Genomic DNA, 13,252 nt, shown 5'->3' on the forward strand with positions numbered 1-13,252 from the left:
AGCCAAAGGACGGCTTACGCCTCCTCGGCCTCCGGCTTCGCGTCCTCGACGACCTCGTCGACCTTGGTCTCCTCGACCTTGGTCTCCTCGGCCTCCTTGACCGCACGCTTCGTCGCGGCCTCGGCCTCACCGGTCGCCTGCTGGGCAACCGTCAGCGCCTCGACAAGCTCGATGACAGCCATGGGCGCGTTGTCGCCACGACGGTTACCGATCTTGGTGATACGGGTGTAGCCACCGGGACGGTTCTCGTACCGCGGGCCGATCTCGGTGAAGAGCGTGTGCACGATGCTCTTGTCCGTGATGACCTGGAGCACCTGACGGCGGTTGTGAAGGTCGCCCTTCTTCGCCTTGGTGACCAGACGCTCGGCGTACGGACGCAGGCGGCGGGCCTTCGCCTCGGTGGTGGTGATACGACCGTGCTCGAAGAGCGACTTCGCGAGGTTCGCGAGGAGCAGCTTCTCGTGCGCGGCGCTGCCGCCCAGACGGGCACCCTTGGTGGGCTTCGGCATGGTTCTTCTCCTGTGTGTCTGCCCCGGCCGTATCAGGTACCGGAGTCAGTATCCGAGCAGACGGTTGTCTGTCGGAGATCCGGAGGCAGCCCCGCAGGGGCGCCTCCGGAAGGGGCGCGGGGAACTGCGCGATCAAGCACAGCGCACCCGCACCCGAGTACGGACCGTGCGGCCCGAGCTCTTAGTACTGCTCAGTCTCCACGAAGCCCGCGTCCGCATCGTCATCGGCCCCGAAGGCGTCAGCCGCAGCGGTCGGGTCGAATCCGGGCGGGCTGTCCTTGAGGGCCAGGCCCATGCCGGCCAGCTTCGCCTTGACCTCGTCGATGGACTTCGCACCGAAGTTGCGGATGTCCAGGAGGTCCGCCTCGGAGCGCGCCACGAGCTCACCCACGGAGTGGATGCCCTCACGCTTGAGGCAGTTGTAGGAACGGACCGTGAGCTCCAGCTCCTCGATCGGCAGCGCCAGGTCGGCGGCGAGGGCGGCGTCCGTGGGGGACGGGCCCATGTCGATGCCCTCGGCGTCGATGTTCAGCTCGCGGGCGAGACCGAACAGCTCGACCAGGGTCTTGCCGGCGGAGGCCATGGCGTCACGCGGACGCATCGCCTGCTTGGTCTCGACGTCGACGATCAGCTTGTCGAAGTCGGTGCGCTGCTCGACACGGGTCGCCTCGACCTTGTACGTGACCTTCAGCACCGGCGAGTAGATGGAGTCGACCGGGATACGGCCGATCTCCTGGCCCACCTGCTTGTTCTGCACGGCGGAGACATAACCGCGGCCACGCTCGACCGTCAGCTCCATCTCCAGCTTGCCCTTGCCGTTGAGCGTGGCCAGGACGAGGTCGGGGTTGTGCACCTCGACACCGGCCGGAGGCGCGATGTCGGCGGCGGTGACCAGACCCGGACCCTGCTTGCGCAGGTACATCACGACCGGCTCGTCGTGCTCGCTGCTCACGACGAGCTGCTTGATGTTGAGGATCAGGTCGGTGACGTCCTCCTTGACGCCCGGCACGGTGGTGAACTCGTGCAGCACGCCGTCGATCCGGATCGACGTGACAGCCGCGCCGGGGATCGAGGACAGGAGGGTACGGCGAAGGGAGTTGCCGAGGGTGTAGCCGAAGCCCGGCTCCAGCGGCTCGATCACGAACCGGGAACGGAACTCGTCGACGACCTCTTCGGTCAACGAGGGACGCTGAGCGATCAGCATGTGTGGATCAGATCCTTCTTTCGTGGACGCCCGCTATTTGACGCCCGACGGAACCGCACCCGTAAAGGTGCGGGTATTGCAAGCGTACGGGCGGCACGTCCCCTACGGAGCCGTACCGCCCGAGCAGCCCTGCGAAGCGAGGTCAGACGCGACGACGCTTCGGCGGACGGCAGCCGTTGTGCGGGGTCGGGGTGACGTCCTGGATGGAGCCGACCTCGAGGCCCGTGGCCTGCAGGGAGCGGATCGCGGTCTCACGACCGGAACCCGGGCCCTTCACGAACACGTCGACCTTGCGCATGCCGTGCTCCTGAGCGCGGCGGGCAGCCGACTCGGCGGCCATCTGCGCGGCGAACGGCGTGGACTTCCGGGAGCCCTTGAAGCCGACGTGGCCGGCGGAGGCCCAGGAGATCACGTTGCCGGACGGGTCCGTGATGGAGACGATCGTGTTGTTGAACGTGCTCTTGATGTGCGCGTGGCCGTGAGCGACGTTCTTCTTTTCCTTGCGGCGCACCTTCTTGGCAGCGCCCTGACGACCCTTGGGGGGCATCTACTAACTCCTACGGGGAGGTGGTCGGTCCTACAGCGAAGACCGCTGATGAAGCGTTGTCCGCTGCGGACTACTTCTTGCCCGGCTTCTTCTTACCGGCGATGGCGCGACGCGGGCCCTTGCGGGTGCGGGCGTTGGTGCTGGTGCGCTGACCGCGGACGGGCAGACCGCGACGGTGACGGAGACCCTGGTAGCAGCCGATCTCGACCTTGCGGCGGATGTCGGCCTGGATCTCGCGACGGAGGTCACCCTCGGTCTTGATGTTGTTGTCGACGTACTCGCGGATGGCGACCAGCTGCTCTTCGGTCAGGTCGCGAACGCGGGTGTTCGGGTCGATACCGGTCTCGGCCAGCGTCAGCTGGGAGAGCGTCCGGCCGATGCCGAACACGTAGGTGAGCGCGACCTCCACACGCTTTTCGCGCGGGATGTCAACACCGGAAACGCGTGCCACTTCAATGGCTCCTGGTGATCGTCGGAGGTCTTCTGCAGAACCGGTTCCCAGCCGCCGTACCAGGTACGAACTGGGTCCCCGGCCTCCGAACCGGGGGTGTCAGGCGCCTTCGGCGCCCGGGTCCTGCGTATGAACATATTCAGCTCGCGTCGCGCGAATCTCTGCGATGTCGATGCAGAGGGATTGGTCGTGCGTCAGCCCTGGCGCTGCTTGTGGCGCGGGTTCTCGCAGATGACCATGACCCGACCGTGACGGCGGATCACCCTGCACTTGTCGCAGATCTTCTTGACGCTCGGCTTGACCTTCATGGGATTGAGGTTCTCCGGGTCAGTTGCCGGCGGCCCCGCTCACGCGGGACGTGGGCAAGATCTACTTGTATCGGTAGACGATCCGGCCACGCGTCAGGTCGTACGGAGACAACTCCACCACGACCCGGTCGTCAGGGAGGATGCGGATGTAGTGCATACGCATCTTGCCGCTGATGTGTGCCAGGACCTGGTGGCCGTTCTGGAGCTCGACCTTGAACATGGCGTTCGGAAGAGACTCGACGACAGTGCCCTCGATCTCGATGGCACCTTGCTTCTTGGCCACGCTTCGCCCTTCGAATCGACTACCTTGATCGACTCCCATGCTTCCCCTTACGGGTGCATGCGGACATGCGGGTGCACGAGAGCCGACGAGTCAGTCTACGTCAGCGCACCCGGAAAGACGAATCGAGAAAGCCTGCCCCAGAAGACAGATCATTAAGCGCGCAGCATTCTGGAGCGCCCTATCTGAGGCGCCCCGTCTGCAGCGCCCCGATAGGGGCGCGGGGCTGTATACATGTGCGGCTCCGCCGCGCGGGCGCGCCCAGCCCCCACCGGGGCCGCGGCTCAGAGCCGTGCTCAGCCCAGCGGATCCGGCGCAGCCGTGATCCCAAGCTCGGCGAGCTTCGCCTTGCCCCCGTCGGGAGACGTCAGCACCAGCGGACCCTCCTCGGTCAGCGCAACACTGTGCTCCCAGTGCGACGACCACGTACCGTCCGTCGTGATCACGGTCCAGTCGTCCGACAGGACCTTGGTGCGGGGCGTCCCCAGCGACACCATCGGCTCGATGGCCAGGCAGAACCCGGGCACCAGCTTCGGCCCCTTGCCCCGCCGCCGGTCGACGTAGTTCAGCAGGTGCGGGTCCATGTGCATCTCGGTGCCGATGCCGTGGCCGCCGTAGTCCTCGATGATCCCGTACTTGCCGCCGCCGGGCTTCGGTTGGCGGCGGATGTACGTCTCGATCGCCCGGGAGACGTCGACCAGGCGGTTGCCCTGCTTCATCGCCGCGATGCCGGCCCACATCGACTCCTCGGTCACCCGGGAGAGCTCGATCAGCTCCGGAGCGTGGCCCGAGCCCACGAAGGCGGTGTAGGCCGCGTCGCCGTGCCAGCCGTCGATGATCGCGCCGCAGTCGATGGAGATGATGTCGCCGTCCTTGAGAACGACGTCCTCGGAGGGGATGCCGTGGACGACCACGTCGTTGACGGACGTGCAGATGGTGGCGGGGAACCCGCCGTAGCCGAGGAAGTTCGGCTTCGCGTTGTGCTCCGCGAGGACCTTGCGCGCCACCTCGTCGAGGTCCTTGGTGCTGGCACCGGGGACCGCCGCCTCGCGGGTGGCCGCATGGATGGCCGCCACGACCAGGCCCGCCGCCCGCATCTTGGCGATCTGCTCGGGGGTCTTGATCTGCACCATGGGTGGCCTGCGCCTCCATCACTCACGACAACGTCAACGTCGGCGTCAACCGAACACGAACACAACAGTACGGCCGCGGCACCCGTGGGGGCACCGCGGCCAGAACCGCCGGGGAACTACTTCTCGTCGTCCTCGTCACGCCCCAGCGCGTCCAGCGCGCGCTTGGTGACCTCGTCCACCGGCCCCAGGGCGGAGATCGTCGCGACCAGGCCCTGCGCCTTGTAGTAGTCGATGATCGGCTCGGTCTGCGTGTGGTAGACCTCAAGCCGCGTGCGGACGGTGTCCTCGGAGTCGTCGTCGCGCTGGTAGAGCTCGCCGCCGCAGATGTCGCAGACACCCTCGACCTTCGGCGGGCTGTACGTCACGTGGAACACGTGGTCCGCCTTGTTGCGGCACAGGCGCCGCCCGGCGATCCGCTTGACGACCTCTTCCTCGGGGACTTCGAGGTCGAGCACGGCGTCCAGCTTGATCTTCTCGGCCTTCAGCAGTTCGTCGAGCGCCTCGGCCTGCGAGACGTTGCGCGGGAAACCGTCCAGCAGGAAGCCGTTCACGGCGTCCTCCTGCTCCATGCGGTCCTTGGCCATGGCGATGGTGACCTCGTCGGGGACGAGATTGCCGGCGTCCATGTAGGACTTCGCGAGTTTCCCGAGCTCCGTCTTCTGGCTGATGTTGGCGCGGAACAGGTCGCCCGTGGAGATGTGCGGGATCTGCAGCTCCTTGGCAAGGCGAACGGCTTGCGTTCCCTTACCGGCGCCAGGCGGCCCGACGAGGACGATTCGCATCAGCGGAGGAACCCTTCGTAATTGCGCTGCTGAAGCTGGCTCTCGATCTGCTTCACCGTCTCCAGGCCCACACCCACGATGATGAGGATGCTGGTACCACCGAACGGGAAGTTGTTGCTTGCCCCAAAGCCAACCAACGCCATCGTCGGTACGAGAGCGATCAGCCCCAGATACAGCGAACCCGGCCAGGTGATCCGGTTGAGCACGTACGACAGGTACTCAGCGGTCGGTCGGCCAGCCCGGATGCCCGGGATGAAGCCACCATACTTCTTCATGTTGTCGGCTACTTCCTCGGGGTTGAAGGAGATAGCCACATAGAAGAACGCGAAGAAAACGATGAGCAAGAAGTACGAAACGATGTAAATCGGGTGGTCACCCTTGGTCAGGTTCTGGGTGATCCAGTCCTTCCAGCCCGAGCTACCGCCGGCGAACTGCGCCACGAGCGCCGGAATGTAGAGCAGCGAAGAGGCGAAGATGACCGGGATCACACCGGCCTGGTTCACCTTGAGCGGGATGTACGTAGACGTACCGCCGTAGGAACGGCGGCCGATCATGCGCTTCGCGTACTGCACCGGGATGCGGCGCTGGGCCTGCTCGACGAAGACCACCAGCGCGACCATGACCAGACCCACCGCGATGACCGAGCCGAACTCGATCCAGCCGCCGGCCAGGGTGCCCTGCTTCTTGATCGTCCACAGCGCGGACGGGAAGGTCGCGGCGATCGAGATGAACATCAGGATCGACATGCCGTTGCCGATGCCGCGGTCGGTGATCAGCTCGCCGAGCCACATGACGACGGCCGTACCGGCGGTCATGCAGATGACCATGGTGATGGTGGTGAAGATCGCCTGGTCCGGGACGATGCTGGAGGCGACCGTGCAGCCGGAGAAGAGCGCACCGCTGCGGGCGGTGGCCACCAGGCCGGTGCCCTGCAGGATCGCGAGCGCCACCGTCAGGTAACGGGTGTACTGCGTGATCTTCGCCGTACCCGCCTGGCCCTCCTTCTTCAGGGCTTCCAGACGCGGGATGACCACGGTCAGCAGCTGAAGGATGATGCTGGCCGTGATGTACGGCATGATGCCGAGCGCGAAGATCGTGATCTGGAGCAGCGCGCCACCGCTGAACATGTTCACGAGACCGAACAGGCCCTGGTTGCCGGACGCCTCGCCGACACACGTCTGAACGGCTTTGTAGTTGACGCCGGGGATCGGAATGTGGGTACCGACCCGGTACACCACGATGATGCCGAGCGTGAAGAGCAGCTTCTTGCGCAGGTCGGGCGTCCTGAACGCCCGGGCGAACGCGGTGAGCACGGTGCCTCCTGCGACCCCCGCGCAACTGCGTCAAGGGTGACGGTCTTGAGGTTCGACGAATGGGAAAAAGAACAGTGCTGGCCACCTTACCGGCCGTACTGCCCCCCTAGGAACGACCAACCGGGGATACCCCATTGTGAGGTATCCCCGGTCGGGAGGTGCTTACGTCATCGAGACGTCCGAAAAACTCAGACGAGCTCGGTGACGGTGCCGCCGGCGGCGGTGATCTTCTCCTTGGCGGAGCCGGAGACGGCGTCGACCGTCACCTGCAGCGCCACGGAGACCTCACCCTGGCCGAGGACCTTGACGAGGCTGTTCTTGCGAACGGCACCCTTGGCGACGAGACCCTCGACGGTGACCTCGCCACCCTCCGGGTACAGCGCGGCCAGCTTGTCGAGGTTCACGACCTGGTACTCGGTCTTGAACGGGTTCTTGAAGCCCTTCAGCTTCGGAAGACGCATGTGGAGGGGCATCTGGCCACCCTCGAAGCGCTCCGGAACCTGGTAACGGGCCTTCGTACCCTTGGTACCACGACCGGCCGTCTTACCCTTGGACGCCTCACCACGACCGACACGGGTCTTGGCGGTCTTGGCGCCCGGGGCGGGACGGAGGTTGTGGATCTTGAGCGGGCTGTTCTCCGCCATGATCAGTCGACCTCCTCAACCGTCACGAGGTGGCGGACGGTGTGCACCATGCCGCGGAACTCGGGGCGGTCCTCCTTGACGACCACGGTGTTGATCCCCTTGAGACCAAGGGACCGCAGGGTGTCACGGTGGTTCTGCTTGCTGCCGATGTACGACTTCGTCTGCGTGACCTTGAGGCGAGCCATTACGCACCCGCTCCCGCACGCGCACGAAGCAGAGCCGCGGGGGCGACGTCCTCAAGCGGCAGACCACGGCGGGCCGCGATCTCCTCGGGACGCTGCAGGCCCTTCAGGGCCTCCACGGTCGCGTGCACGATGTTGATCGCGTTGTCGGAGCCGAGCGACTTCGACAGCACGTCGTGGATACCGGCGCACTCCAGGACGGCACGCACGGGACCACCGGCGATCACACCGGTACCCGGCGAAGCCGGCTTGAGGAGAACGACGCCGGCAGCCTTCTCACCCTGGATCGGGTGCGGGATGGTGCCCTGGATACGCGGGACCTTGAAGAAGTGCTTCTTGGCCTCCTCAACGCCCTTGGCGATGGCGGCCGGCACCTCCTTGGCCTTGCCGTAACCGACACCCACGGTGCCGTCACCGTCACCCACCACGACCAGCGCGGTGAAGCTGAAGCGACGACCACCCTTCACAACCTTGGCGACGCGGTTGATCGCGACAACGCGCTCAACGTACGCGGTCTTCTCGGCGGCAGCAGCGCCGCCGTCACGGCCCTTCCGGTCCCGCCGCTCGCCGCCACCGGCACCGCCACCGCGGCGCTGGGGTCCAGCCATTGGATTACCTCTCTCTTTCCGCTAGCTACAAGCGGCTCAGAACTTGAGCCCGGCCTCGCGGGCGGCGTCCGCCAGGGCGGCGATGCGCCCGGCGTACTGGTTACCACCACGGTCGAACACCACGGCCTCGACACCGGCGGCCTTGGCACGCTCGGCGACCAGGGCGCCGACCTGCTTGGCCTGCGCGGACTTGTCACCCTCGCCACCACGCACCGAGGTGTCCAGCGTGGACGCCGACGCCAGGGTGTGACCCTTGATGTCGTCGATCACCTGGGCCACGATGTGGCGGTTCGAGCGGGTAACGACCAGACGGGGACGCTCCGCCGTACCGGAGATGTTCTTACGAATCCGGATGTGACGGCGCTTGATCGCGGCGCGCTTGTAGGCGTCGCCCTTGAGGATCTTCTGTCCGTATGCCATGGCTTACTTACCCGCCTTTCCGACCTTGCGGCGGATGACTTCGCCCTCGTACTTGACGCCCTTGGCCTTGTACGGGTCGGGCTTGCGCAGCTTGCGGATGTTGGCCGCGACCTCGCCGACCTTCTGCTTGTCGATGCCCTCGACCGAGAAACGGGTCGGAGCCTCGACCTTGAAGGTGATGCCCTCGGGGGCCTCGACCAGGATCGGGTGGCTGTAACCGAGCGCGAACTCGAGGTTCGAGCCCTTGGCGGTCACGCGGTAACCGACACCGCTGATCTCGAGCTTCTTCACGTAACCCTGGGTCACGCCGGTGATCATGTTCGCCACCAGCGTGCGGGACAGGCCGTGCAGGGCCTTGCTCTGACGCTCGTCGTTGGGGCGGGTCACCGCGAGAGTGCCGTCCTCGCCCTTGGCGATGTCGATCGGAGCCACGATGGTGTGGGTCAGCTCGCCCTTGGGGCCCTTGACCTGCACCGTGCGGCCGTCGATGGTGACGTCCACGCCGGCGGGAACCGCGATGGGGAGCTTGCCGATACGCGACATAGCTGTTTCCTCCGTTCCCTTCTGCTACCAGACGTAGGCGAGGACTTCCCCGCCTACGCCCTTCTTGCCGGCCTGCTTGTCGGTGAGGAGCCCGTGCGACGTGGAGATGATCGCCACGCCGAGGCCGCCCAGCACCTTGGGCAGGGAGGTGGACTTCGCGTACACCCGGAGACCGGGCTTGGAGATCCGCTTGATGCCCGCGATGGAGCGCTCACGGTTGGGACCGAACTTCAGGTCCAGGACGAGGTTCTTGCCGACCTCGGCGTCCTCGACCTTCCAGCCCGTGATGAAGCCCTCCTGCTGGAGGATCTCCGCGATGTGAGACTTGATCTTGGACGCCGGCATCGTCACGGAGTCGTGGTACGCCGAGTTCGCGTTCCGCAGACGCGTCAGCATGTCTGCGATCGGATCAGTCATGGTCATGAATTGGCCTGTGGCCTCTCTCGCCGGGGTTTCCTGGTGCGCCATCCCTCTCCTCGATCCGAGACGGGGCGGGTGCGGCGCGGTGGACCTACGGCGTAGTAAGTCGTACGGGCGACCGTCAGGCGCCCAACCCTCCAAGCCTAAGCCATGAAGGGGTGGGCACCTGACACGCCCATTGCTTACCGAGAGCCTCCGGAATCCCTAAAAGGGGGATTACCAGGAGCTCTTGGTCACGCCCGGCAGCTCGCCACGGTGAGCCATCTCACGAAGGCACACGCGGCACAGGCCGAACTTGCGGTACACGGAGTGCGGACGGCCGCAGCGCTGGCAGCGCGTGTAGCCACGCACACCGAACTTGGGCTTGCGAGCAGCCTTGGCAATCAGAGCCTTCTTCGCCATCTCGCTCACGCCTCCTTGAACGGGAAGCCGAGGTGACGAAGGAGCGCGCGGCCCTCAGCGTCGTTGGTCGCCGTGGTGACCACGGTGATGTCCATACCCCGGGTACGGTCGATCTTGTCCTGGTCGATCTCGTGGAACATGACCTGCTCCGTGAGACCGAAGGTGTAGTTGCCACGGCCGTCGAACTGCTTGGGGGACAGACCACGGAAGTCGCGGATGCGCGGGAGCGCGAGCGACAGGGTGCGGTCCAGGAACTCCCACATGCGGTCGCCACGGAGCGTGACGTGGGCACCGATCGGCTGACCCTCACGCAGCTTGAACTGCGCGATGGACTTGCGGGCCTTGGTGACGGCCGGCTTCTGACCGGTGATCGTGGTCAGGTCGCGGATCGCGCCATCGATCAGCTTCGAGTCACGGGCGGCGTCGCCGACACCCATGTTGACCACGATCTTGACGAGGCCGGGGATCTGCATGACGTTCTCGTACTTGAACTCGTCACGCAGCTTGCCCGCGATCTCCTCGCGGTACTTCAGCTTCAGACGCGGAGCAGTGGTGGTAGCCATCAGATGTCCTCACCCGTCCGCTTGGCAACGCGGATCTTGTTGCCTTCGTCGTCGAAGCGGTAACCGACACGCGTGACGACCTTGTTGCCGTCCTTCTCAACGACCAGCTGGACGTTGGAGACGTGGACGGGCGCCTCGGTCGTGACGATGCCGCCGGCCTGCGAACCGCGAGCGGTCGGGCCGGCCTTGGTGTGCTTCTTGACCCGGTTGACACCCTCGACCAGGACGCGGTCCTCGCGGGGGTAGGCCGCGATGACCTTGCCCTGCTTGCCCTTGTCCTTACCGGTGATGACCTGGACCAGGTCGCCCTTCTTGATCTTCATGCTTACAGCACCTCCGGAGCCAGCGAGATGATCTTCATGAACTTCTTCTCGCGCAGCTCACGGCCGACCGGGCCGAAGATACGGGTGCCACGAGGGTCGCCGTCGTTCTTCAGAATGACAGCGGCGTTCTCGTCGAAGCGGATGTACGAGCCGTCCGGACGGCGGCGCTCCTTGACGGTGCGAACGATGACCGCCTTGATGACGTCACCCTTCTTCACGTTGCCGCCGGGGATCGCGTCCTTGACGGTGGCGACGATGACGTCACCGATGCCCGCGTAGCGGCGACCGGAGCCACCGAGCACACGGATGCAAAGGATCTCCTTCGCACCAGTGTTGTCGGCGACACGCAGTCGCGACTCCTGCTGGATCACGTCTATCTCCTGTTTGTCTGCCGGTTCCCGGGACGGGTGAGTAAGTAAGTAACCAACTCACCCGCCCCGAGCCTGGCGGAACTGTCCTGCGGGGTCTGCCCCGCAGGAATTACTTGGCCTTCTCGAGGATCTCGACGACGCGCCAGCGCTTCGTCGCGGACAGCGGCCGGGTCTCCATGAGGAGGACGCGGTCGCCGACACCCGCGGCGTTCTGCTCGTCGTGCGCCTTGAGCTTGTTCGTACGGCGGATGACCTTGCCGTACAGCGCGTGCTTGACGCGGTCCTCGACGGCGACGACGACGGTCTTGTCCATCTTGTCGCTGACGACGAGACCCTCACGGGTCTTGCGGAAGCTGTCGCGCGCCTCAGTGTTCTCAGTCACGTTGCTCTCGCTCATCAGGCGCTCTCCACCGTCTCGATGCCCAGCTCGCGCTCACGCATCAGGGTGTAGATCCGCGCGATGTCCTTACGGACGGCCTTGAGCCGACCGTGGTTCTCGAGCTGACCCGTCGCCGCCTGGAAGCGGAGGTTGAACAGCTCTTCCTTGGCCTCGCGGAGCTTGCCGAGAAGCTCCTCGTTGCCCAGCTCGCGCAGCTCGGACGCCTTGGTACCGGCCGACATCACGCTTCACCTGCCTCGCGCTTGACGATCCGGCACTTCATCGGCAGCTTGTGGGCTGCGCGAGTCAGGGCCTCACGGGCGATCTTCTCGTTGGGGTAGGACAGCTCGAACATGACCCGGCCCGGGTGCACGTTCGCGATCCACCACTCCGGAGAGCCCTTACCGGAACCCATGCGGGTCTCGGCGGGCTTCTTCGTGAGCGGGCGGTCCGGGTAGATGTTGATCCAGACCTTGCCGCCACGCTTGATGTGGCGGGTCATCGCGATACGGGCCGCCTCGATCTGGCGGTTGGTCACGTACGCCGGCGTGAGGGCCTGGATGCCGTACTCGCCGAACGCGACCGTCGTACCGCCCTTGGCCTCACCGCGACGCTTCGGGTGGTGCTGCTTGCGGTGCTTGACCCTACGGGGGATCAGCATGTCGGTCAGGCCTCCGTTCCGGTGCTCTCAGCCGGAGCGGCGGCGGGGGCCTCAGCCTTGGGGGCTTCGGTGCCGGCAGCCTGCTGCGGCTTGCGACCGCGCCGCTCGCCACCGCGGCCACCACGGGCCGGACGGTCGGCAGCGCCGCCACCACGGGCCGGGCGGTTGCCGGCACGGGCTGCGGCGTTCTCGGCGCGGACCTCGGCGATGTTCTTGACGTCGCCCTTGTAGATCCAGACCTTCACACCGATACGGCCGAAGGTCGTCTTGGCCTCGAAGAAGCCGTAGTCCACGTTCGCGCGGAGCGTGTGCAGGGGCACACGGCCCTCGCGGTAGAACTCCGAGCGGGACATCTCGGCGCCGCCGAGGCGGCCACCGCACTGGATCTTGATGCCCTTGGCGCCGGCCTTCATCGCCGACTGCATGCTCTTGCGCATGGCACGGCGGAAGGAGACGCGGGAGGAGAGCTGCTCGGCGACGGCCTGGGCCACCAGCTGAGCGTCCGTCTCCGGGTTCTTGACCTCGAGGATGTTCAGCTGGACCTGCTTGCCGGTCAGCTTCTCCAGGTCACCGCGGATGCGGTCGGCCTCGGCGCCGCGGCGGCCGATGACGATGCCCGGACGCGCGGTGTGGATGTCCACGCGGACACGGTCGCGGGTGCGCTCGATCTCAACCTTCGAGATACCGGCGCGCTCCATGCCGGACGTCATCATCCGACGGATGGCGACGTCTTCCTTGACGTAGTCCTTGTACAGCTTGTCGGCGTACCACCGGGACTTGAAGTCCGTGGTGATGCCGAGCCGGAACCCATGCGGGTTTACCTTCTGGCCCATTACCGGGTTCCTTCCTTGCTGCTGACGACCACGGTGATGTGGCTGGTCCGCTTGCGGATCCGGTAGGCACGGCCCTGGGCGCGCGGCCGGAACCGCTTCAGGGTCGGACCCTCGTCGACGTACGCCTCGGAGATGAAGAGGCTGTCGGCGTCGGTGTGGTCGTAGTTGTGCGCGGCGTTGGCGATGGCGCTGTCGAGCACCTTGCCGACCGGCACGGAGGCTGCCTGCGGAGCGAATCGCAGAACAGCCTGAGCCTCCGTGGCATCCATGCCACGGATAAGGTCCACCACGCGGCGGGCCTTCATGGGCGTAACGCGGATGTACCGCGCCTGGGCCCTGGCTTCCATGGTTGTCCCTCTCAGTTACTTACGTGTCT

24 protein-coding genes are annotated in these 13,252 nt (G+C 65.8%); all 24 read right to left on the minus strand.

The features are described from left to right. Window positions 1-14: 14 nt before the first annotated feature. Window positions 15-509 (minus strand): 50S ribosomal protein L17, encoded by a 495-nt coding sequence (rplQ, locus tag SSP29_RS06200; protein ID WP_089099421.1) that lies wholly within the window; start codon window positions 507-509, stop codon window positions 15-17. A 181-nt stretch (window positions 510-690) separates the two neighbouring features. Continuing rightward, window positions 691-1,713 (minus strand): DNA-directed RNA polymerase subunit alpha, encoded by a 1,023-nt coding sequence (locus SSP29_RS06205; RefSeq protein ID WP_003966937.1) that lies wholly within the window; start codon window positions 1,711-1,713, stop codon window positions 691-693. A gap of 142 nt (window positions 1,714-1,855) precedes the next feature. Further along, window positions 1,856-2,260 carry a 30S ribosomal protein S11 gene (gene rpsK, locus SSP29_RS06210; protein WP_003956432.1) on the minus strand — a complete coding sequence of 135 codons (405 nt, stop codon included), beginning with the start codon at window positions 2,258-2,260 and terminating at the stop codon, window positions 1,856-1,858. 70 nt (window positions 2,261-2,330) lie between these two features. Next, window positions 2,331-2,711, minus strand: a complete 381-nt coding sequence (gene rpsM / locus SSP29_RS06215; protein WP_020941684.1) for a 30S ribosomal protein S13 — start codon at window positions 2,709-2,711, stop codon at window positions 2,331-2,333. A 194-nt stretch (window positions 2,712-2,905) separates the two neighbouring features. Further along, a complete protein-coding gene (gene rpmJ / locus SSP29_RS06220; RefSeq protein WP_003998809.1) occupies window positions 2,906-3,019 on the minus strand; it encodes a 50S ribosomal protein L36 in 114 nt (37 codons plus the stop codon). Between the two features lie 61 nt (window positions 3,020-3,080). Further along, window positions 3,081-3,302 carry a translation initiation factor IF-1 gene (infA, locus tag SSP29_RS06225; RefSeq protein ID WP_003948620.1) on the minus strand — a complete coding sequence of 74 codons (222 nt, stop codon included), beginning with the start codon at window positions 3,300-3,302 and terminating at the stop codon, window positions 3,081-3,083. Between the two features lie 293 nt (window positions 3,303-3,595). Further along, window positions 3,596-4,432 carry a type I methionyl aminopeptidase gene (map, locus tag SSP29_RS06230; RefSeq protein ID WP_089099422.1) on the minus strand — a complete coding sequence of 279 codons (837 nt, stop codon included), beginning with the start codon at window positions 4,430-4,432 and terminating at the stop codon, window positions 3,596-3,598. 116 nt (window positions 4,433-4,548) lie between these two features. Further along, the gene (locus tag SSP29_RS06235) at window positions 4,549-5,214 is read right to left on the minus strand and encodes an adenylate kinase (RefSeq protein ID WP_089099423.1); all 666 of its coding nucleotides are present in this window, start codon (window positions 5,212-5,214) and stop codon (window positions 4,549-4,551) included. Beyond that, window positions 5,214-6,527 (minus strand): preprotein translocase subunit SecY, encoded by a 1,314-nt coding sequence (secY, locus tag SSP29_RS06240; protein ID WP_089099424.1) that lies wholly within the window; start codon window positions 6,525-6,527, stop codon window positions 5,214-5,216. Before secY ends, SSP29_RS06235 begins: the two co-directional genes overlap by 1 nt. A 188-nt stretch (window positions 6,528-6,715) precedes the next feature. Then, entirely contained in the window at window positions 6,716-7,171 is a 456-nt protein-coding gene (gene rplO / locus SSP29_RS06245; RefSeq protein WP_089099425.1) for a 50S ribosomal protein L15, read from the minus strand. A gap of 2 nt (window positions 7,172-7,173) precedes the next feature. Then, window positions 7,174-7,356, minus strand: a complete 183-nt coding sequence (rpmD, locus tag SSP29_RS06250) for a 50S ribosomal protein L30 (protein ID WP_006376032.1) — start codon at window positions 7,354-7,356, stop codon at window positions 7,174-7,176. Further along, a complete protein-coding gene (gene rpsE / locus SSP29_RS06255) occupies window positions 7,356-7,961 on the minus strand; it encodes a 30S ribosomal protein S5 (protein WP_009190144.1) in 606 nt (201 codons plus the stop codon). The genes rpmD and rpsE overlap by 1 nt, the downstream gene beginning before the upstream one ends. A 36-nt stretch (window positions 7,962-7,997) precedes the next feature. Continuing rightward, complete coding sequence (gene rplR, locus SSP29_RS06260) at window positions 7,998-8,381, minus strand: 50S ribosomal protein L18 (RefSeq protein WP_089099426.1); 384 nt, start codon at window positions 8,379-8,381, stop codon at window positions 7,998-8,000. A gap of 3 nt (window positions 8,382-8,384) precedes the next feature. Beyond that, a complete protein-coding gene (gene rplF, locus SSP29_RS06265) occupies window positions 8,385-8,924 on the minus strand; it encodes a 50S ribosomal protein L6 (RefSeq protein WP_089099427.1) in 540 nt (179 codons plus the stop codon). Window positions 8,925-8,948: 24 nt separating this feature from the next. Then, complete coding sequence (gene rpsH / locus SSP29_RS06270) at window positions 8,949-9,347, minus strand: 30S ribosomal protein S8 (protein WP_089099428.1); 399 nt, start codon at window positions 9,345-9,347, stop codon at window positions 8,949-8,951. A gap of 213 nt (window positions 9,348-9,560) precedes the next feature. After that, window positions 9,561-9,746, minus strand: coding sequence for a type Z 30S ribosomal protein S14 (locus SSP29_RS06280; RefSeq protein ID WP_003948630.1), 186 nt, complete (start codon window positions 9,744-9,746; stop codon window positions 9,561-9,563). Window positions 9,747-9,751: 5 nt separating this feature from the next. After that, window positions 9,752-10,309 (minus strand): 50S ribosomal protein L5, encoded by a 558-nt coding sequence (gene rplE, locus SSP29_RS06285; protein WP_089099429.1) that lies wholly within the window; start codon window positions 10,307-10,309, stop codon window positions 9,752-9,754. Then, window positions 10,309-10,632: a 50S ribosomal protein L24 gene (gene rplX / locus SSP29_RS06290; protein WP_030967306.1), complete on the minus strand. Its 324-nt coding sequence runs from the start codon at window positions 10,630-10,632 to the stop codon at window positions 10,309-10,311. Before rplX ends, rplE begins: the two co-directional genes overlap by 1 nt. A 2-nt stretch (window positions 10,633-10,634) precedes the next feature. Next, window positions 10,635-11,003, minus strand: coding sequence for a 50S ribosomal protein L14 (gene rplN, locus SSP29_RS06295; RefSeq protein WP_003992364.1), 369 nt, complete (start codon window positions 11,001-11,003; stop codon window positions 10,635-10,637). A gap of 109 nt (window positions 11,004-11,112) precedes the next feature. Beyond that, window positions 11,113-11,400, minus strand: coding sequence for a 30S ribosomal protein S17 (gene rpsQ, locus SSP29_RS06300; RefSeq protein ID WP_089099430.1), 288 nt, complete (start codon window positions 11,398-11,400; stop codon window positions 11,113-11,115). Next, window positions 11,400-11,624 (minus strand): 50S ribosomal protein L29, encoded by a 225-nt coding sequence (rpmC, locus tag SSP29_RS06305; RefSeq protein WP_030174543.1) that lies wholly within the window; start codon window positions 11,622-11,624, stop codon window positions 11,400-11,402. Before rpmC ends, rpsQ begins: the two co-directional genes overlap by 1 nt. Continuing rightward, on the minus strand, window positions 11,624-12,043 hold the full coding sequence (gene rplP / locus SSP29_RS06310) for a 50S ribosomal protein L16 (RefSeq protein WP_030788270.1): 420 nt from the start codon (window positions 12,041-12,043) through the stop codon (window positions 11,624-11,626). The genes rpmC and rplP overlap by 1 nt, the downstream gene beginning before the upstream one ends. Before the next feature lie 5 nt (window positions 12,044-12,048). Beyond that, a complete protein-coding gene (rpsC, locus tag SSP29_RS06315; protein WP_089099431.1) occupies window positions 12,049-12,876 on the minus strand; it encodes a 30S ribosomal protein S3 in 828 nt (275 codons plus the stop codon). Further along, window positions 12,876-13,223, minus strand: a complete 348-nt coding sequence (gene rplV / locus SSP29_RS06320; RefSeq protein ID WP_003974262.1) for a 50S ribosomal protein L22 — start codon at window positions 13,221-13,223, stop codon at window positions 12,876-12,878. The genes rpsC and rplV overlap by 1 nt, the downstream gene beginning before the upstream one ends. Window positions 13,224-13,252 lie beyond the last annotated feature (29 nt).

The organism is Streptomyces hyaluromycini (assembly GCF_002217755.1).
GTDB lineage: Bacteria > Actinomycetota > Actinomycetes > Streptomycetales > Streptomycetaceae > Streptomyces > Streptomyces hyaluromycini.

Bases quoted from the DNA above. Each gene is read 5' to 3' on its own strand.
- rplQ (WP_089099421.1), bottom strand. From the start codon at position 509: ATGCCGAAGCCCACCAAGGGTGCCCGTCTGGGCGGCAGCGCCGCGCAC.
- SSP29_RS06205 (WP_003966937.1), bottom strand. From the start codon at position 1,713: ATGCTGATCGCTCAGCGTCCCTCGTTGACCGAAGAGGTCGTCGACGAG.
- rpsK (WP_003956432.1), bottom strand. From the start codon at position 2,260: ATGCCCCCCAAGGGTCGTCAGGGCGCTGCCAAGAAGGTGCGCCGCAAG.
- rpmJ (WP_003998809.1), bottom strand. From the start codon at position 3,019: ATGAAGGTCAAGCCGAGCGTCAAGAAGATCTGCGACAAGTGCAGGGTG.
- map (WP_089099422.1), bottom strand. From the start codon at position 4,432: ATGGTGCAGATCAAGACCCCCGAGCAGATCGCCAAGATGCGGGCGGCG.
- SSP29_RS06235 (WP_089099423.1), bottom strand. From the start codon at position 5,214: ATGCGAATCGTCCTCGTCGGGCCGCCTGGCGCCGGTAAGGGAACGCAA.
- rplO (WP_089099425.1), bottom strand. From the start codon at position 7,171: ATGGCGGAGAACAGCCCGCTCAAGATCCACAACCTCCGTCCCGCCCCG.
- rpmD (WP_006376032.1), bottom strand. From the start codon at position 7,356: ATGGCTCGCCTCAAGGTCACGCAGACGAAGTCGTACATCGGCAGCAAG.
- rpsE (WP_009190144.1), bottom strand. From the start codon at position 7,961: ATGGCTGGACCCCAGCGCCGCGGTGGCGGTGCCGGTGGCGGCGAGCGG.
- rplR (WP_089099426.1), bottom strand. From the start codon at position 8,381: ATGGCATACGGACAGAAGATCCTCAAGGGCGACGCCTACAAGCGCGCC.
- rplF (WP_089099427.1), bottom strand. From the start codon at position 8,924: ATGTCGCGTATCGGCAAGCTCCCCATCGCGGTTCCCGCCGGCGTGGAC.
- rpsH (WP_089099428.1), bottom strand. From the start codon at position 9,347: ATGACCATGACTGATCCGATCGCAGACATGCTGACGCGTCTGCGGAAC.
- SSP29_RS06280 (WP_003948630.1), bottom strand. From the start codon at position 9,746: ATGGCGAAGAAGGCTCTGATTGCCAAGGCTGCTCGCAAGCCCAAGTTC.
- rplE (WP_089099429.1), bottom strand. From the start codon at position 10,309: ATGGCTACCACCACTGCTCCGCGTCTGAAGCTGAAGTACCGCGAGGAG.
- rplX (WP_030967306.1), bottom strand. From the start codon at position 10,632: ATGAAGATCAAGAAGGGCGACCTGGTCCAGGTCATCACCGGTAAGGAC.
- rpsQ (WP_089099430.1), bottom strand. From the start codon at position 11,400: ATGAGCGAGAGCAACGTGACTGAGAACACTGAGGCGCGCGACAGCTTC.
- rpmC (WP_030174543.1), bottom strand. From the start codon at position 11,624: ATGTCGGCCGGTACCAAGGCGTCCGAGCTGCGCGAGCTGGGCAACGAG.
- rplP (WP_030788270.1), bottom strand. From the start codon at position 12,043: ATGCTGATCCCCCGTAGGGTCAAGCACCGCAAGCAGCACCACCCGAAG.
- rpsC (WP_089099431.1), bottom strand. From the start codon at position 12,876: ATGGGCCAGAAGGTAAACCCGCATGGGTTCCGGCTCGGCATCACCACG.
- rplV (WP_003974262.1), bottom strand. From the start codon at position 13,223: ATGGAAGCCAGGGCCCAGGCGCGGTACATCCGCGTTACGCCCATGAAG.